General features: G+C 67.8%; 18 protein-coding genes. 13 read left to right on the top strand and 5 right to left on the bottom strand.

The window, feature by feature from the left end; all coding sequences use genetic code 11:
* Nucleotides 1-134 precede the first annotated feature (134 nt).
* Genes ACNO8X_RS22320 through era form a run of 4 tightly spaced genes read left to right on the top strand, consistent with a single transcriptional unit; the run spans nucleotide 135 to nucleotide 3,990 of the window.
* On the top strand, nucleotides 135-1,196 hold the full coding sequence (locus ACNO8X_RS22320; protein ID WP_418002760.1) for a PhoH family protein: 1,062 nt from the start codon (nucleotides 135-137) through the stop codon (nucleotides 1,194-1,196).
* Nucleotides 1,197-1,200: 4 nt separating this feature from the next.
* Complete coding sequence (ybeY, locus tag ACNO8X_RS22315; RefSeq protein WP_418002759.1) at nucleotides 1,201-1,737, top strand: rRNA maturation RNase YbeY; 537 nt, start codon at nucleotides 1,201-1,203, stop codon at nucleotides 1,735-1,737.
* The gene (locus ACNO8X_RS22310) at nucleotides 1,734-3,083 is read left to right on the top strand and encodes a hemolysin family protein (protein WP_418002758.1); all 1,350 of its coding nucleotides are present in this window, start codon (nucleotides 1,734-1,736) and stop codon (nucleotides 3,081-3,083) included. The genes ybeY and ACNO8X_RS22310 overlap by 4 nt, the downstream gene beginning before the upstream one ends.
* Nucleotides 3,076-3,990 carry a GTPase Era gene (era, locus tag ACNO8X_RS22305; RefSeq protein ID WP_071286926.1) on the top strand — a complete coding sequence of 305 codons (915 nt, stop codon included), beginning with the start codon at nucleotides 3,076-3,078 and terminating at the stop codon, nucleotides 3,988-3,990. Before ACNO8X_RS22310 ends, era begins: the two co-directional genes overlap by 8 nt.
* On the opposite strand, the gene ACNO8X_RS22300 is transcribed toward era, so the two are convergent.
* Entirely contained in the window at nucleotides 3,987-5,411 is a 1,425-nt protein-coding gene (locus tag ACNO8X_RS22300) for an amidase (RefSeq protein ID WP_418002757.1), read from the bottom strand. The two genes, era and ACNO8X_RS22300, sit on opposite strands and share 4 nt — an antisense overlap.
* Before the next feature lie 79 nt (nucleotides 5,412-5,490).
* On the opposite strand from ACNO8X_RS22300, the gene recO reads away from it, so the two are divergent.
* Genes recO through ACNO8X_RS22280 form a run of 4 tightly spaced genes read left to right on the top strand, consistent with a single transcriptional unit; the run spans nucleotide 5,491 to nucleotide 7,990 of the window.
* Nucleotides 5,491-6,336, top strand: coding sequence for a DNA repair protein RecO (gene recO, locus ACNO8X_RS22295; protein WP_043394116.1), 846 nt, complete (start codon nucleotides 5,491-5,493; stop codon nucleotides 6,334-6,336).
* Entirely contained in the window at nucleotides 6,281-7,165 is an 885-nt protein-coding gene (locus tag ACNO8X_RS22290; protein ID WP_418002756.1) for a decaprenyl diphosphate synthase, read from the top strand. Before recO ends, ACNO8X_RS22290 begins: the two co-directional genes overlap by 56 nt.
* A 25-nt stretch (nucleotides 7,166-7,190) precedes the next feature.
* Nucleotides 7,191-7,604, top strand: a complete 414-nt coding sequence (locus ACNO8X_RS22285) for a hypothetical protein (RefSeq protein ID WP_418002755.1) — start codon at nucleotides 7,191-7,193, stop codon at nucleotides 7,602-7,604.
* Nucleotides 7,601-7,990 carry an NUDIX hydrolase gene (locus ACNO8X_RS22280; protein WP_418002754.1) on the top strand — a complete coding sequence of 130 codons (390 nt, stop codon included), beginning with the start codon at nucleotides 7,601-7,603 and terminating at the stop codon, nucleotides 7,988-7,990. Before ACNO8X_RS22285 ends, ACNO8X_RS22280 begins: the two co-directional genes overlap by 4 nt.
* A 15-nt stretch (nucleotides 7,991-8,005) precedes the next feature.
* On the opposite strand, the gene ACNO8X_RS22275 is transcribed toward ACNO8X_RS22280, so the two are convergent.
* Both ACNO8X_RS22275 and ACNO8X_RS22270 read right to left on the bottom strand, forming a co-directional pair.
* Nucleotides 8,006-8,398: a Fur family transcriptional regulator gene (locus tag ACNO8X_RS22275; protein WP_418002753.1), complete on the bottom strand. Its 393-nt coding sequence runs from the start codon at nucleotides 8,396-8,398 to the stop codon at nucleotides 8,006-8,008.
* Nucleotides 8,395-8,787: an ArsR/SmtB family transcription factor gene (locus tag ACNO8X_RS22270; protein ID WP_418002752.1), complete on the bottom strand. Its 393-nt coding sequence runs from the start codon at nucleotides 8,785-8,787 to the stop codon at nucleotides 8,395-8,397. The genes ACNO8X_RS22275 and ACNO8X_RS22270 overlap by 4 nt, the downstream gene beginning before the upstream one ends.
* Before the next feature lie 114 nt (nucleotides 8,788-8,901).
* On the opposite strand from ACNO8X_RS22270, the gene ACNO8X_RS22265 reads away from it, so the two are divergent.
* From ACNO8X_RS22265 to ACNO8X_RS22250, 4 genes are all read left to right on the top strand, one after another.
* Nucleotides 8,902-10,287, top strand: a complete 1,386-nt coding sequence (locus ACNO8X_RS22265; RefSeq protein WP_418002751.1) for a glycine--tRNA ligase — start codon at nucleotides 8,902-8,904, stop codon at nucleotides 10,285-10,287.
* Between the two features lie 176 nt (nucleotides 10,288-10,463).
* On the top strand, nucleotides 10,464-10,994 hold the full coding sequence (locus ACNO8X_RS22260; protein ID WP_418002750.1) for an EspA/EspE family type VII secretion system effector: 531 nt from the start codon (nucleotides 10,464-10,466) through the stop codon (nucleotides 10,992-10,994).
* Entirely contained in the window at nucleotides 10,991-11,431 is a 441-nt protein-coding gene (locus tag ACNO8X_RS22255) for a hypothetical protein (protein WP_418002749.1), read from the top strand. The genes ACNO8X_RS22260 and ACNO8X_RS22255 overlap by 4 nt, the downstream gene beginning before the upstream one ends.
* 68 nt (nucleotides 11,432-11,499) lie before the next feature.
* Nucleotides 11,500-12,339 (top strand): SDR family oxidoreductase, encoded by an 840-nt coding sequence (locus tag ACNO8X_RS22250; protein WP_418002748.1) that lies wholly within the window; start codon nucleotides 11,500-11,502, stop codon nucleotides 12,337-12,339.
* Here ACNO8X_RS22250 and ACNO8X_RS22245 read toward each other — a convergent pair.
* Complete coding sequence (locus ACNO8X_RS22245; RefSeq protein ID WP_418002747.1) at nucleotides 12,336-14,288, bottom strand: TPM domain-containing protein; 1,953 nt, start codon at nucleotides 14,286-14,288, stop codon at nucleotides 12,336-12,338. The genes ACNO8X_RS22250 and ACNO8X_RS22245 overlap by 4 nt on opposite strands.
* A 63-nt stretch (nucleotides 14,289-14,351) precedes the next feature.
* Here ACNO8X_RS22245 and ACNO8X_RS22240 point away from each other — a divergent pair, with 63 nt between their 5' ends.
* Nucleotides 14,352-15,620 carry a deoxyguanosinetriphosphate triphosphohydrolase gene (locus ACNO8X_RS22240; RefSeq protein WP_260940428.1) on the top strand — a complete coding sequence of 423 codons (1,269 nt, stop codon included), beginning with the start codon at nucleotides 14,352-14,354 and terminating at the stop codon, nucleotides 15,618-15,620.
* Here the strand turns inward: ACNO8X_RS22240 and ACNO8X_RS22235 are convergent.
* Nucleotides 15,617-16,447 (bottom strand): alpha/beta fold hydrolase, encoded by an 831-nt coding sequence (locus ACNO8X_RS22235; protein ID WP_418002746.1) that lies wholly within the window; start codon nucleotides 16,445-16,447, stop codon nucleotides 15,617-15,619. The two genes, ACNO8X_RS22240 and ACNO8X_RS22235, sit on opposite strands and share 4 nt — an antisense overlap.
* Nucleotides 16,448-16,454: the final 7 nt, after the last annotated feature.

The raw sequence follows: 16,454 nt of genomic DNA, 5'->3' as shown, positions 1-16,454 counted from the left end.
ACGCAACCCCGCGGGCGGTACCGGAAAGGTACCGCCCGCGGTTGCGTGACCAGCCAACTCATTGGGCGTGACATCGGCCCGGCGGTAGAATGTGCTTCTCAGCTCGACCCAAGAAAGCAGGCATCGAAAACCACGTGACGCCCCGCGATACGAACGCCGCCTCGTCGCGCTCCTCTGAGCTCGACCCGTCGGTTCGAAGCAGCATCACTGTTCCGCCTGATCTTGTGGTGGGCCTGCTCGGCTCGGCCGACGAGAATCTGCGTGCCCTGGAGAACCTGCTGGCGGCCGATATCCACGTCCGCGGCAATTCGCTGTCGATATCGGGCCGGCCCGCTGAAGTGGCGATGGCCGAGCGCGTCGTCAGTGAGCTGATCGCGATCGCCGCAGGCGGGCAGTCGCTGACCCCGGACGTCGTACGCCGCAGCGTGGGCATGCTCGACGGTGCCGACACCGAGTCGCCGGCGCAGGTACTCACGCTGGACATCCTGTCGCGGCGCGGCAAGACGATTCGGCCCAAGACGCTCAACCAGAAGCGCTACGTCGACGCGATCGATGCCCACACCATCGTCTTCGGCATCGGCCCCGCCGGTACCGGCAAGACCTATCTGGCAATGGCCAAGGCCGTCAGCGCACTACAGACCAAGCAGGTCAGCCGAATCATCCTGACGCGTCCCGCCGTCGAAGCGGGGGAGCGCCTCGGCTTCCTGCCGGGCACCCTGAACGAGAAGATCGACCCGTATCTGCGGCCGCTGTACGACGCGCTGCACGACATGATGGACGCGGAGATGATCCCGAAGCTGATGGCAGCCGGGGTGATCGAGGTTGCGCCGCTGGCCTTTATGCGCGGCCGGACGTTGAATGACGCCTTCGTCATCCTCGACGAGGCGCAGAACACCACCGCCGAACAGATGAAGATGTTCCTGACCCGCTTGGGGTTCGGGTCCAAGATCGTCGTCACCGGTGACGTCACCCAGATCGATCTGCCGGGCGGCGCGAGGTCTGGACTGCGGTCGGCCATCGAGGTGCTCGACGGCATCGACGACATTCACATCGCCGAACTCACCAGTGCGGATGTGGTGCGCCACAAGCTGGTTTCGGAGATCGTCGACGCCTATGAAGCAGCGGAAGCCAAAGTGAGCGAGCACGGTCTGGCCAACCGTTCACACCGCCGATCCACCGGCCGGACGAGGCGGTGACGGAGTGACGGTCGAGGTTTCCAACGAGTCGGGGATCGACGTATCCGAAGACGAGCTGATCAGTGTGGCGCGGTTCGTCATCTCCAAGATGGATGTGAACCCGGCCGCTGAACTCTCGATGGTCCTGGTGGACCAGTCGGCCATGGCCGATCTGCACATGCGCTGGATGGACCTGCCCGGCCCCACCGATGTGATGAGCTTTCCGATGGACGAGCTCGAGCCCGGCGGTCGTCCGGATGCGCCCGAGCCGGGGCCGTCGATGCTCGGCGACATCGTGCTGTGTCCGGAGTTCGCCGCGAATCAGGCTGAGACCGCCGGACATTCGCTGGGTCACGAGCTGGCGCTGCTGACCGTGCACGGCGTGCTGCACCTGCTGGGCTACGACCACGCCGAGCCCGACGAAGAAAAAGAGATGTTCGACCTGCAGCGCCAGCTGCTCGAAGAGTGGGTTGCCGACCAGGTGCACGCCTACCACCAGGATCGGCAGACCGAGAAAGACCGCAGGCTGCTCGACAAGTCGCGGTACTTCGACGAGCCGTGACCGGATTGACGCCGCTGATCGGCGCCATAGTGCTCGTCGTCGTCGGCGGGCTGTTCGCGGCGATCGATGCCGCGATCAACACCGTCTCCATCGCGCGCGTCGATGAGCTGATCCGCGATGAGCGCCCCGGTGCGGTGCGGCTGGCGAAGATCATCCGGGACCGGCCACAGTACGTCAATCTCGTTGTGCTGCTGCGGGTTATCTGCGAGGCGTCGGCCACCGTCCTGTTGGTGGACTACCTCGACGATCTGATGACGCGCGGTTGGGCACTGGTGTCCGCCGCGGCCATCATGGTGGTCGTCAGCTTCGTGGGTATCGGTGTCGGCCCGCGCACCGTGGGGCGGCAGAACGCCTATTCCATCTCACTGCTGTCGGCGCTTCCGCTGCAGTTCATTTCGGTACTGCTGACCCCCATCAGCCGGCTGCTGGTGCTCATCGGTAACGCCCTGACTCCGGGCCGGGGCTTCCGCAACGGACCCTTCGCGTCGGAAATCGAGCTGCTCGAGGTCGTCGATCTCGCGCAGCAGCGTGGCGTCGTGGCCGCCGAAGAACGGCGAATGATCAAGTCCGTCTTCGAACTTGGTGACACCCCCGCGCGCGAGGTCATGGTGCCCCGCACGGAGATGGTGTGGATCGAAAGCGACAAGTCGGCCGGCCAGGCAACCTCGCTGGCGGTGCGCAGCGGGCACTCCCGCATCCCGGTGATCGGGGAGAACGTCGACGACGTCGTCGGCGTCGTCTACCTCAAAGACCTGGTGGAGCGGACGTACAACTCCACCAACGGCGGTCGCGGGACCAAGGTCGCCGAGGTGATGCGTCCCGCGGTGTTCGTGCCGGACTCCAAGCCGCTCGACGAGCTGCTCAACGAGATGCAGCGCACCCGCAACCACATGGCGCTGCTGGTCGACGAGTACGGCGCGATCGCCGGTCTGGTGTCCATCGAGGACGTGCTCGAGGAGATCGTCGGCGAGATCGCCGACGAATACGACAACGACGAAGTGCTGCCGATAGAAGAATTGGGTAACAACAAGTTTCGGGTGTCCGCCCGGCTGCCATTGGAGGACCTGGCCGAACTGTACGACCTCGAGGTCGACGACGACCTGGACGTCGACACCGTCGGTGGGTTGCTCGGGCATGAGCTGGGCCGCGTGCCGCTGCCGGGGGTCAAGGTGCGGGTGTCCTTTCCGTCGCATCGCTCGCAGGACATCCGTTACCTCCAGTTACGGGCCGAGGGCGGGCGCGACCATCGTGGCCGGGTCCGCGTCGGCACCGTGCTGGTGAAGCCCGTCGAGCCGAAACGGTCCGCCGCGCCCGATGCTGTTGAAGAAGGAGAACCTGATGAGTGACGAATTCCATTCCGGCTTCGTCTGTTTGGTCGGCCGGCCGAACACGGGCAAGTCGACGCTGACCAACGCGCTCGTCGGCACCAAGGTCGCGATCACGTCGAATCGGCCGCAGACCACCCGGCACACCATCCGCGGCATCGTGCACCGCGAGAACTTCCAGATCATCCTGGTGGACACGCCGGGCCTGCACCGGCCGCGCACGCTGCTCGGCCAGCGACTCAACGAACTGGTCAAGGACACCTACTCCGAGGTCGACATCATCTGCCTGTGCATCCCGGCAGACGAGGCCATCGGGCCCGGCGACCGCTGGATCTATCAGCAGATCCGCACTGTCGCACCGCGAACCACGTTGCTGGTGGTCGTCACCAAGACCGACAAGGTGCCGCGCGACAAGGTGGCCGCGCAGCTGATGGCGGTCAGCGAGCTCACCGAGGGCACTGCCGAGATCGTCCCGGTTTCCGCGGTGTCCGGAGAACAGGTCGACGTGCTGATCGACGTGCTGGCGAGCAAGTTGCCGCCGGGGCCTGCCTTCTACCCGGACGGCGAACTCACCGATGAACCCGAAGAAGTGCTCATCGCCGAGCTCATCCGCGAGGCCGCGCTGGAAGGCGTCCGCGACGAGCTGCCGCACTCGCTGGCGGTGGTCATCGATGAGTTCACCGAGCGCGAAGGCCGCACCCCCGAACAGGGCGAGATGTGCGACATCCACGCCATCATCTATGTCGAGCGCGACAGCCAGAAGGGCATCGTGATCGGCAAGGGGGGCTCGCGGCTGCGTGAGGTCGGCACCGCGGCGCGCACTCAGATCGAGAAGCTGCTCGGCACGAAGGTGTATCTGAACCTGCGGGTGAAGATCGCCAAGAACTGGCAGCGCGACCCGAAACAGCTTGGCAAGCTTGGCTTTTAGCTGGCCCACCAGTTGTCGGGCTGCTTGGTGGCCCAGCCGCTGATCGCTTCGAGGCTGGCGGCCAGGGAGATCAGCAGCGGTTCGCTGCCCTCCGGACCCATCAGCTGCACGCCGATGGGCAGCCCGTCGGCGGTGAAGCCGGCCGGGATGTTGATCGACGGCCAGCCGAGCGCGTTCCAGGGCCAGCACACCGGGCAGGCCGCGATGATGGCGCGGTCGGTCGCCGTGCTGCCGAGCCGGTCGAAGGCGTCGATCAGCGGCGGCGGCAGCGCGGTGGTCGGTGCCAGCACCACGTCGAAGAGGTTGAAAATCCAGCCGATCCGGCGCTGAAGGGACTTTTCCCGCCGCCGTGCCTCCCGGAGCGCGTGCTCCGACAGCAGCCAACCGGTCCGGATGTTGCTGCGGGTCCGACGATCCAGAGCGACCCCGGGTCCGACGCGGTCGCGCCATTCGGCAAGTCCGGAGGTGGAGCGGGCCAGGAAGTCCATGGACAGTTGCAGCCCGTATTCCGGGTCGTCCGGCCGGACCGTGTGTCCGAGTTCTTCCAGTTGTCCCGCAACGTTGTTCAGTGCGGCCCGGATCTCCGGATGCAGCCGGGCCGGGAACAGGGTGAACGGAAACTTGGTCGACAGCGCGACGCGCAGGGGACCCGGCGCCCGCCCGACGGCCTCGGCCGCCGCGATGGGCGGCGGCTTGTGCAGGTCACCGTCTGCGTTGCCGGAGACGGCGTCGAGCAGCAGCGCGGCGTCGGCCACCGTGCGGGCCAGCACCCCGTTGACCGTGATGCCGTTGAAGGCCTCCGGCAGCGGCCAGGTGGAGATCCGTCCGCGCTGCGGCTTGATGCCGACCAGGTGGGTCCAGGCGGCGGGGATGCGGACGCTGCCCGCACCGTCGGATCCGATTGCGGCGGTGACCAATCCGGCCGCGACGGCCGCGGCGCTGCCGCCCGACGACCCACCCGGGGTGTGCCCGCGCGACCAGGGGTTGCGGGTGTGCCCGAATCCGGGGCCGCTGGTGAAAGGCCATTGGCCCAGCTCGCAAGTGTTGGTCTTGCCGACGATCACCGCGCCGGCTGCCTTCAGCCGGCGCACGACTTCGGCGTCCGCGGTGGCCGGACGCACCGTGCCGTCGGTGCCGAACCGGGTGGGCACTCCCTCGACGTCGACGTCGTCCTTGATCGCGACGGGTACGCCGAGGAGTGGAAGGTGTTGTCCGGCAGCGCGTTTGCGGTCCGCTTCGGTGGCGTCGGCCAGTGCCTGTTCGGTGAAGACCACCCGGAACGCGTTCAACTCGAGCTGGCTGGCGGCGATGGCATCGAGTGACTGCTGCACGATCTGCTGGGACGTCACCGCGCCGCTCGCGAGCCGGTACAACTGCTGGGTCAGGGTCGGGAATCGGGGCTGCGTGGAAGGTTCGGCCATGGCGATTCCGAGAATAGATTGGGCTCTCGCCCGGCGCTGCCTAACCGAAGTTGTCGGTCCGCGATGGGACAATCTCCCGATGCGGTTGTACCGGGATCGAGCGGTCGTGCTGCGCCAGCACAAGCTCGGCGAGGCCGACCGGATCGTGACGCTGCTCACCCGCGACCACGGGCTGGTCCGCGCGGTGGCCAAGGGCGTGCGCCGGACCCGCAGCAAGTTCGGCTCGCGGCTGGAGCCGTTCGCCCACATCGACGTGCAGCTGCATCCCGGCCGCAACCTCGACATCGTCACCCAGGTGGTGTCGATCGACGCGTTCGCCACCGACATCGTCAACGACTACGGTCGCTACACCTCCGGCTGCGCCATCCTGGAGACCGCGGAACGGCTGTCCGGTGAGGAACGCAACCCGATGCCGGCGCTGCAGCGGCTCACCGTCGGTGCGCTGCGGGCCGTCGCCGACGGCAGCAGGCCCCGTGAACTGGTGCTCGACGCCTATCTGCTGCGGGCCATGGGGATCGCCGGCTGGGCACCGGCCATCACCGAATGCGCTCGCTGCGCCGCACCCGGTCCGCACCGGGCGTTCCACGTCGCGGCCGGCGGCAGCGTGTGTGTGCACTGCCGGCCGTCGGGATCGGTCACCCCACCTCAGGGTGTGCTGGATCTGATGGCCGCGCTGCACGACGGCGACTGGGAGTTTGCGCAGGACTCACCGGCGGGGCATCGCACCCAGGCCAGCGGCTTGGTGGCCGCGCACCTGCAGTGGCATCTGGAGCGTCAGCTGCGAACATTGCCTCTGGTCGAGCGCGTCTATCGCCCCGATACCGCACTCATTGAACAGCGAGTAACCCTCCTCAGGCAGGATATTGCCCATGGCACTCAACCGGGCGCGCAAGACCAGCTATCCGCAGCTGCCGCAGGCGCCTGACGACTATCCGATTTTCCCGGACGTTTCGACCTGGCCGGTGGTCTTTCCGGAGCTCCCACCGAGGTCCAATGGCCGCTTCGCCCGGCCGCCGCAACACCCGTCCAAGGCCGTGGCCCCGCAGATTCCCGCCGACCAGGTGCCCAACCACGTCGCCGTCGTGATGGACGGCAACGGCCGGTGGGCCACCCAGCGCGGGCTCGGGCGGACCGAAGGCCACAAGATGGGCGAGGCGGTGCTGATCGACATCACCTGCGGAGCCATCGAACTGGGCATCAAGCACCTGTCGGTGTACGCGTTCTCGACCGAGAACTGGAAGCGCAGCACCGAAGAGGTGCGCTTCCTGATGGGCTTCAACCGCGAGGTGGTGCGCCGCCGCCGGGAGAACCTCAACGCGATGGGCGTCAACATGCGCTGGGTCGGGTCCCGGCCGCGCATGTGGAGCAGCGTGATCAAGGAGTTCGACATCGCCGAGCAGATGACGGTCGGCAACGACGTCATCACCGTCAACTACTGCGTGAACTACGGCGGGCGCACCGAGATCGTCGAAGCCGCACGCGAACTCGCCGAGCAGGCGGTCGCGGGCAAGATCAACCCGAGCCGGATCTCGGAAGCGTCGGTCGCCAAGCACCTGCACCGCCCCGACATTCCTGACGTCGACCTGTTCATCCGCACCTCGGGCGAGCAGCGGGCCAGCAACTTCATGCTGTGGCAGGCGGCCTACGCGGAGTACGTCTTCCAGGACAAGCTCTGGCCGGACTACGACCGTCGCGACCTGTGGGCCGCGTGCGAGGAATACGTCGGTCGCAACCGACGCTTCGGCAGAGCCTGATGATGAACCTGAGTGGGAGGGCCTGATGTCGAACTTGTTGCAGCGGTTGGCTTCTGTGTTGGCCGATACGGTAACCATCGTCGAGGAGAATGACGGCGCCCTGACCGTCGGGCACGACGGGACGGTGGCCTCGCTGCGGGTGGTGAACATCAGCGAGGGCCTGGAACTGATCTCGCTGACCCAGCCGCTGGCGTGGGACATCAAGCTGGACAGCAAGATTCGTGACCGGGTGTCCGATCACGCGGGACGCACCATGCTCGGCTCGGTGGTATTGGTCGAGCGGGCCGGCGACCCGCGGAGCAACGGCGCCAAGAAGGTCGGCGACGTCATGCTGCGCTACAACTTTCCGGCCGCCGGACTCAGCGACGACGCGTTGTCCACGCTGGTCCTGCTGGTGCTGTCCACCGGTGTCGACGTGCGGGCCGACCTGGCGTCATGACCGTCATCCGGATCGTCGCCGCGGTGGTGGTCGACGAGCACGGGCGGCTGCTGTTGGTCCGTAAACGCGGGACGACGGCCTTCATGCAGCCCGGCGGCAAGTTCGAGCCGGGGGAGGCGCCGGTCGACGCGCTGGTCCGCGAGGTCCGTGAAGAGCTCGGGGTCGGGGTGACCGACGTGCGGGAGTTGGGTCACCACACCGCAATCGCGGCCAACGAGCCCGGGCACAGTGTCGCGGCTGACCTGTTCTTCGTGAAGCTCGACGGCGTACCGCAGGCTGCCGCCGAGATCGAGGAGATGGCCTGGATCGATCCGCGCGATCCCGGCGACGTCGTGTTGGCGCCGCTGACCCGCGACATCGTGCTGGATTTCGTCCGGATCAGCTGACCGGCGCGGATGCGGTCAGGCCGTGCACCGACCGCAAATGCCGAAGATCTCCAGGGTGTGGCTGACGTCGGAAAAGCCATGGGCCGCAGCGGTTTCGGTGGCCCAGGCCTCGACCTCGCTGCCGGCCACCTCGACCGTCGCACCGCATTGCCGGCACACCAGGTGGTGATGGTGATGGGCCTGCGAGCAGCGCCGGTACAGCGCCTCACCGCTGTCGTTGCGCAGGCTGTCGACCTGTCCGGCCGCGGCCATCGACTGCAGGGTGCGGTAGACGGTCGTCAGGCCGATGCCCTCGCCGCGGCGGCGCAGTTCGTCGTGCAGCTCCTGCGCGGAACGGAACTCTTCGACGTTGGTGAGCAGCGCGGCGATCGCGGTGCGCTGTTTGGTGGACCGGGTGGGGGCGGTCACGGCCGGTCCTCCTCGACGTGGGCGATGGCGTCGACCACGATGTGCGCGAGGTGATGGTCGACCAGGCGGTACATCACCTCGCGGCCGGCGCGTTCACCGGCGACGACCCCCGCCGACTTGAGGATGCGCAGGTGCTGGCTGACCAGCGGCTGCGCCACGCCAAGGGCGTCGACGAGTTCGTGCACGCAACGTTGCGACTCCCGCAGTTGCATCACGATCGCGATGCGGATGGGGGCCGCCAGGGCGCGCAGCAGGTCGCCGGCGGCGTCGAGCGTCTCCCGCGGCGGGGACGACGGGAACGGCGCACCGCTGTGCTGGTGATCGAGCTCGTCATGCGTGGTGGTGGGTGGCACCCCGGTAACTCCCAAGCTATTGGAAATAGTTTTCATTTAGCTTTCCATGCGTGCATACGCATGTCAAAGGTGGGTGCGACATCGACCGGTGAGTGGGGCCTTTAGGCTGGACGGGTTGCATCCCACCTGACACAGGAGTGCTCGAACATCGTGGCGTCCATCATCGACACCGTTGCCAACCTGGCCAAACGCCGTGGTCTGGTCTTCCAGTCCGGCGAAATCTACGGCGGCACAAAGTCTGCGTGGGATTACGGGCCATTGGGTGTCGAGCTCAAGGAGAACATCAAGCGCCAGTGGTGGAAGTCGGTCGTCACCTCCCGCGACGACGTCGTCGGCCTGGATAGCGCGATCATCCTGCCGCGCCAGGTGTGGGTGGCCTCGGGTCACGTCGCGGTGTTCAACGACCCGCTGGTCGAGTGCCTGAACTGCCACAAGCGGCACCGTCAGGACCACATGCAGGAGGCCTACGCCCTGAAGAAGGGCCTGGACGACCCCGACTCCGTCTCGATGGACGAGATCGTCTGCCCGGACTGTGGCACCAAGGGCCAGTGGACCGAGCCGCGTGACTTCAACATGATGCTCAAGACGTACCTCGGCCCCATCGAGTCCGAAGAAGGCATGCACTACTTGCGCCCGGAGACCGCGCAGGGCATCTTCGTGAACTTCGCCAACGTGGTGACCACCGCGCGCAAGAAGCCGCCGTTCGGCATCGGCCAGATCGGCAAGAGCTTCCGCAACGAGATCACGCCGGGCAACTTCATCTTCCGCACCCGTGAGTTCGAGCAGATGGAGATGGAGTTCTTCGTCGAGCCATCGACCGCGCCGGAGTGGCACAAGTACTGGATCGAGACCCGCTTCCAGTGGTACACCGACCTGGGCATCAACCCGGACAACCTGCGGTTGTACGAACACCCGCTGGAGAAGCTGTCGCACTACAGCGCCGGCACCACCGACATCGAGTACAAGTTCGGCTTCGCCGGCAACCCGTGGGGTGAGCTCGAGGGCATCGCCAACCGCACCAACTTCGACCTGAGTACGCACGGCGAGCACTCGGGCGTCGACCTTTCGTTCTACGACCAGGGCACCGATACCCGCTTCGTGCCGTACGTCATCGAGCCCGCAGCCGGCCTGACCCGGTCGCTGATGGCGTTCTTGGTCGACTCGTATCACGAGGACGAGGCCCCCAACGCCAAGGGCGGCGTCGACAAGCGCACGGTGCTCAAGCTCGATCCGCGCCTCGCGCCGGTCAAGGCCGCGGTGCTGCCGCTGTCGCGCAACGCCGATCTGTCACCCAAGGCGCGCGACCTCGCCGCGGAACTGCGCAAGAACTGGAACGTCGAGTTCGACGACGCCGGCGCCATCGGCCGCCGCTACCGTCGCCAGGACGAGATCGGCACGCCGTACTGCATCACGGTCGACTTCGACACGCTCGAGGACCACGCCGTGACCATCCGCGAGCGGGACGCCATGACCCAGGAGCGCGTCGCGATCGACGCCGTCAGTGACTACCTTGCGGTGCGTCTCAAGGGCTGCTGACGGCTGACCGCCAACCACAACGTCGGGCTGAGCGCGTCGTTAACCGGATATCCGGTCAACGGGGCTCTCAGCCCGACGTTGTGTCTGTTCGTGAGTGAGAAATTGCCGCCGGGGACCTGCCGCGGGCTCGAATAGGCTTGTGAGCCAAGGGCCAAGGGACGCTGGAGGGGGCGACAGTGACGGTTCTCGGCGCATTTCTTTCGACTTGGGACGACGCGCGCGCGACGTTCGGGTCCGACACGCCGGTTGGCGGCTCCGAGTTCGACAGGAGTGCGCAGTTCCATGAACTGCGCAGCACGGTCTTGTCGGTGGCGCCCGGAGGGGAGTGGACGGGCACTGCGGCCGAGGCATACGACGGCCGCAATCGGGAGCATGCCGGGACCATCGGCAGGCTTGCCGCACTGGACCGGCGCCTTGGTGCCGAGGTCGATCGGTCCGCGGCTGTGGTGACGGCAGGTCGTCGCGATCTCGATTCCGTCAAGCAATGGGTGATAGATGCCGCGGCCAGCGTGCCGTCGACCGCGGTGGGTGACCGTGTGCTGCTTCCCGTGGTGGCCAAGGGGACGGCTGAGATCACCGCAATCATCAGTCGGTCGAACACGGATCTGGACGCCATCGCGGCGCGCATCCGCGAGATCGGCACGGCCTACACCGACGTCGCCGGGCGCGGCGGCGAGGCCGACGAGCCGAACGACAAACACCCATGACCCGATACCTGCGTGCGTTGACCGCAGTCCTGATGCTGTGTGCGCTGTCCGCGTGCTCGACCGAGAACCGAGAGCAGAAGGTGCCGGTTCCCGCTGAGATGGCTGCGGCGTTCGGCGATGTGACGTTGCCGCAGGGCGCAGCGGTCCTCGCCACTGTCACCGATTCGGACCGCGACACCCGCTATCGCGTGGCGCTGCGGATGACCGACAGCCAACTTCACGACTTTCTGGGCCAGTTCCCGGCGGCGCCGCGACCGTCCCAGATTCCCAAGACGATGACGGCGCTCGCGGGGCCGTCGCTGGCGAGTGCTCCCACGCCGTTGTTCCTGCAGGACAAGGTCACCACCAAGGATCACGGGCTGGTCAACCGCGAGGTCGTCGTCGACCAACGCGGGCCCGACGAGGTGTACGTCCACCTGTCGCTGTACACCACCTGAACCCGATTGCTGAGCAGTTTGTGAGCACCGGTCCGCGTCCCGTTGGGCTTCCGGTATAGCGTGCCGGTATGACTCGGGTTTCGGTGATCACCGGCGGTGCCAGCGGCATGGGTACAGCGACGGCCAAGGTGGTCGGGCAGGACCACGCGGTGGTGCTCGCCGACGTCCGTCAGGATCGCCTCGCCAAGGCCGCCGCCGAGTTGGCAGACCTCGGCATCGCCGCGACCATCGTCAACGCCGATGTCACCGACCGGGCCGCGGTGAACCGGTTGTTCGTTACCGCAACAGGTCTCGGCTCCATCGCGTCGGTGATCCACACCGCCGGCGTGAGCCCGAGCATGGGGGCGGCGGACTATGTGACGCGCACCAACGCGGTCGGCACCGTGAACGTCAACGAGGCCTTCTACCGGGTCGCGAACGAGGGCGCGGCGATCGTCAACGTGGCGTCGATGGCGGCACACCTGCTGCCCGACGAGATCATCCCGACCACGAAATTCCCACTGGCACTCACCGACGAGGACGCGTTCCTCGCCGAGATGGCGGCGGTCTGTGTGTTCGCGCCCGAGGAACTGCGCTCGGGCATGGCCTACGGGGTGAGCAAGAACTTCGTCAAGTGGTACAGCAGCTCGCAGGCCGAGCGCTTCAACGCCAAGGGGTTGCGCATCGTGTCGGTGTCGCCGGGTTCCGTCGACACCGAGATGGGGCTACTCGAGGCGGACGCCGGTGCGGGCGCGATGCTGACGAACGCCGCGGTTCCGCGCTGGGGCAAGGCCGAGGAGATGGCGGCGCTGTTCGCGTTCTGCGCCAGCGACCAGGCCGGTTACCTCACCGGCACCGACATCCTGAACGACGGCGGCGTGGTCGCCTCGATGCGCGAGCGCGCCCGCCTCGCCGCCACGCAGGGCTAGAACCGGCCGCCGCCGCCGGAGAAGCCGCCACCGGAGCCGCCGAAAGTTGTTGAGCTCCAACCACCGCCACCGCCACCACCGCCACCGCTGCTGCCGCCGCGAATCATGCCGGACAGGATGCCGCCGATGATGATGCCGCCCAGATCGGCGCCGGTGCTGGTGCCAGTGTAGGACTGCCGCGCGGCGGCGACGTCGTTCGCGGCCAGCGTCTGGGATTGCTTGAGCAGATCGGCCGCGGAATTGGCCTGCTCGATGCCGGCGGGCAGGTCGGTGCGTGACGTCTGTCGGGCGGCTTCGATTCGGCGTTGCGCCTCGGCCAGCCGGGTGCGGGCTTCGGGGCCGACGCTCCCGCGGTGCGTGTCGATGAAATCCGACACCCCGCGCACCTGGGAGGTCGCGGCCTGCAGGGCCTGATCGAACGACTGCTGCAGCCGTTGCCGGGCGGCGGCCTCGTCGGCGATGATCGCCAGCAGCTTGTCCAACTGGGCGTCGGCGGCGGTCAATTGAGTGAAAGCGCCGAATGGATCGGCCGCGCCCGACGCCTGCGCGTTCGAAACTGCTTGCACCGCAGCGGTACGCGCCGCCGTCAGTTCCGTGTAGCGCGCTCCGGGTGGGACCGCCTCCGCGGCGGCGATCCCGTGCTGGATGTCGGTGATCGCAGCGGGCAGGGCGCTGATCGCGTGCGTGATGTCGTCCGCGGCGCTGTCGACCGCGTCCAGCATGCGCTGCGTCTGACCCAGCGCTGACTCCGCGCCGTGGATCGCATTGACCAGGGCGGCCTGGCTGTCGCCGGCCTTGCTGACCAGCCCGCGCGCGGCGGTGATGTTCTGGTCCGCGAACGCCAGGCGCTGTTTGGCGCCGTCCACGTTGCCGGCGACCGACGCCAGTGCCGATGCGGTGAACTGGCTGTGCAACCCGGTCAGGGTCTGCTGGGCCGGCTCGACGCGCGCCGTCAGGACGACCATCTGCTGGGTCAGCGCGTCCAATCGGGTCGGTGCGTTGATGACCAGATCGCGCATCTGGTGGAAGGCGGCGCGCTGGTTCTCCAGTTCCTTGTCGGCGCGGGCGGCCGCGACGATCACCTGGGTCAGCAGGTCGCGCTGCTGCTGCGGGGTTTCGGGCACGTCGTCGTCGAGGATCTGGCGCACGCTGAACGCCTGTGCCATGGCGGTTTTCGCGTTCTGCACCGCGGTGGTGAACGGCGCGGTGTCGCGCTCGCCGAACTCGCCGACGGCCAGGGACAGCTCGTTGTCACTGGTGCGCACCGCGTTGTCGACCTCGACGAGGATCGACTTGGACAGGTCCTCCAAGGTCTCGAGCGACATCTTCGCGAGGGCACCGGCGTCGGTGGCATCGACCTGCTGCGCGGCGTTCAGATCAGCTTGCCGGCGCTGCCGGCGACTACGCCGGACCCACCAGATGAGTCCGGCCAGCGCGACGCCGATCACCGCCAGCGCAACCACCAACCCGACCCAGTTGAACGGCGCACCCGGCGCCCGAAGCCCGTCGGCGGCAGCGACGGCCGCGCCCGCCCAGTCGCCGTCGTGCAGCTTGGCTTCGACGACATCCCGGCGCAGGCGGTCGACGTCGACGTCACCCGTCGCGGCCTCCGGGACCAGGAGCGCGTAGGCGCGGTCCTTGATCGCAACGGCAAAGATGGCGTCGTGGTCGCCCAGAAAGCTCTGGCGCCAGCTGTTTTCCGCCCACTCGCGGGGATTCGCACCGGCGAAGGTGTCGACGTAGACCACCCACAGCCGCGTGCCGCGCTTGTCGTACAGCCGCTGCACCGCGCCCGAGACCTCGGTGCGCTGCTGCGAGTTCAGCACGCCGGCCTCATCGGTGACGTAGTCCGGCAGCCGCATCGGCGGCTCGGCGGTGGTGGTCGGGGCCAGCAGCGTCCCCACGATCAGGACCGAGATCATCAGCCAGAGCAGTCGCACAATGCGCATGCCGCCCAATGTAGTGACAGGGTATGTGGTAATTCGGCGCACCCGGGCTGGCAGACTTCGGCTGTGGGCATCGCAGGTGAGGGATACAGCGACTTCGACCGGCAGCGGCTGGTCGAAGAAGGCGTCAAGAGCGCCACGCTGCCCGGCACCGACGCCGGACACCGCACGGATTTCTCGCGCGACCGGGCGCGGGTGCTGCACAGCGCCGCGCTGCGCCGACTGGCCGACAAGACCCAGGTGGTCGGGCCCCGGCAGGGGGAGACGCCACGGACCCGGCTCACCCATTCGCTCGAAGTGGCCCAGATCGGGCGCCACATGGCGGTGGGCCTGGGCTGTGATCCCGACCTGGTCGACCTCGCCGGGCTGGCCCATGACATCGGCCATCCGCCCTACGGCCACAACGGCGAACGCGCGCTCGACGAGATCGCCAAACCGTTCGGCGGGTTCGAGGGCAACGCCCAGAATTTCCGGATCCTGACCCGGCTCGAACCGAAAGCGCTTGACAGCGAAGGACGTTCGGCCGGGCTGAACCTGACCCGGGCCGCGCTGGACGCCGTGATCAAATACCCGTGGTTCCGCGAGGACCGCGTCAAGTTCGGTTTCTACGACGACGACGCGGCCGCCGCCGCCTGGGTGCGCGAGGGCGCGCCCGCCGAGCGGCTGTGCCTGGAAGCGCAGGTCATGGACTGGGCCGACGATGTCGCGTACTCCGTGCACGATGTCGAGGACGGCATCATCTCCGGCCGCATCGACCTGCGCGTCCTCGCTGACGCGGACGCGGCCGACACCCTGGCCCGACTGGGCGCGCGGTCTCATCCGACGGTGACGCATGACGACATGCTGGCGGCCGCCGCGCGGTTGTCGGAGCTGCCGGTGGTCACCGCCGTCGGCAAGTACGACGGTTCTGTCGCGACGTCGGTGGCGCTCAAGCGGCTCACCAGTGAACTGGTCGGCCGGTTCGCCAACGCCGCGGTGACCGAGACCAAGTTGCAGGCGGGGCGCGCGACGATGCGCCGTTTCGATGCCGAGCTCGCGGTGCCGGCCCTGGTCCGTGCCGAGGTGGCGGTGCTCAAGATGCTGGCCCTGCAGTTCATCATGTCCGACCACCAGCACCTGCAGATTCAGGCCGATCAGCGCACCATGGTCGGTGAGGTGGCGCTGTCGCTGTGGGGCCAGGCCCCGGCGAGCCTCGACCCGCAGTTCGCCGCAGAGTTCGCCCTCGCGGACGACGACGGTGCCCGGCTGCGGGTGGTCGTCGACCAGATCGCGTCGTACACCGAGACCCGGCTCGAACGCGTCCACGAAGCCCGGTCGCCGCGACCGCTGGACTAGCCGGCCAGCGCGCTCAACACCAGGTCCGCGCGCGCCCACAGCAGCGACCCGCCGACGCCATCGACGATGGTGCGCGTCATGCCGGGGATCCGTAGTGCCAAGGTGGCGCAGCGGTCCGGGGAGTGCACGGTGTCGTCGCTGCCGAACAGCACGCGCACGTCGACCCCCGGTGTCATCAGCTCCGCCGGCCAGGGCGTCGTGGCGAGCAGCGTGTCCCGCGCGTAGCCGGCCGAGCCCTGGCTGAACCCGTCGGCCAGCGCGGCCCGCAGCATCGCGCGGAAATCGGGATCGTCGTAAACGGCGCCGTCGCTTGGCGGGTACTGCGTCATGATCATGTCGAAGAGCCGGGTTGCGGTGAAGCCCGACAGGTTGCTCAGCGCCTCGTAGGGGTCCGTCGCCATCGCTCTGACGAACTCGCGGGAGGCTGGCGGCAGCAGCGCGGCCAGCGGTGGATGGCCGAGATCGTCGATCGGGGAGGCCAACACGAGCCTGGTGACTCGCCCGGTCCGGGCGAGCGCGAGACCGAACGGTGCACCTTGCGAGTTGGCGACCACGGGCACGGGTCGACCGGCCACGGTGTCGACGATGGCGGCGAAATCGGCTGCGACGGTGTCGAACGTCTTGCTCGGATCGGGGTCGGAGCCGCCGATCCCGGGGCGGTCCACCGAAATCAGGCGTAGTCCGCGGTCGTCGAGCAGGTCGCGCCCGAAGGACATCCGCCGGCCGCAACCCGCGCCGGCGATGAACACCACGGGCGCGCCGTCGTCAGGGCCGTAGGTGGCATATGCCACGCGACGCCCGTGGTGCTCGACCCAACCGTCAGTCACGGTGTCA

Source organism: Mycobacterium sp. PDNC021 (assembly GCF_048282635.1).
GTDB classification, from domain to species: Bacteria; Actinomycetota; Actinomycetes; order Mycobacteriales; family Mycobacteriaceae; genus Mycobacterium; species Mycobacterium llatzerense.
The sequence above is the reverse complement of the archived record's forward strand: the minus strand, read 5'-3'. Positions and strand labels throughout refer to the sequence as shown.

Excerpts from the sequence above, each read along its gene's own strand:
- era (WP_071286926.1), top strand. The coding sequence starts at position 3,076 with ATGAGTGACGAATTCCATTCCGGCTTCGTCTGTTTGGTCGGCCGGCCG.
- ACNO8X_RS22300 (WP_418002757.1), bottom strand. The coding sequence starts at position 5,411 with ATGGCCGAACCTTCCACGCAGCCCCGATTCCCGACCCTGACCCAGCAG.
- recO (WP_043394116.1), top strand. The coding sequence starts at position 5,491 with ATGCGGTTGTACCGGGATCGAGCGGTCGTGCTGCGCCAGCACAAGCTC.
- ACNO8X_RS22290 (WP_418002756.1), top strand. The coding sequence starts at position 6,281 with ATGGCACTCAACCGGGCGCGCAAGACCAGCTATCCGCAGCTGCCGCAG.
- ACNO8X_RS22285 (WP_418002755.1), top strand. The coding sequence starts at position 7,191 with ATGTCGAACTTGTTGCAGCGGTTGGCTTCTGTGTTGGCCGATACGGTA.
- ACNO8X_RS22280 (WP_418002754.1), top strand. The coding sequence starts at position 7,601 with ATGACCGTCATCCGGATCGTCGCCGCGGTGGTGGTCGACGAGCACGGG.
- ACNO8X_RS22270 (WP_418002752.1), bottom strand. The coding sequence starts at position 8,787 with ATGAAAACTATTTCCAATAGCTTGGGAGTTACCGGGGTGCCACCCACC.
- ACNO8X_RS22255 (WP_418002749.1), top strand. The coding sequence starts at position 10,991 with ATGACCCGATACCTGCGTGCGTTGACCGCAGTCCTGATGCTGTGTGCG.
- ACNO8X_RS22250 (WP_418002748.1), top strand. The coding sequence starts at position 11,500 with ATGACTCGGGTTTCGGTGATCACCGGCGGTGCCAGCGGCATGGGTACA.
- ACNO8X_RS22245 (WP_418002747.1), bottom strand. The coding sequence starts at position 14,288 with ATGCGCATTGTGCGACTGCTCTGGCTGATGATCTCGGTCCTGATCGTG.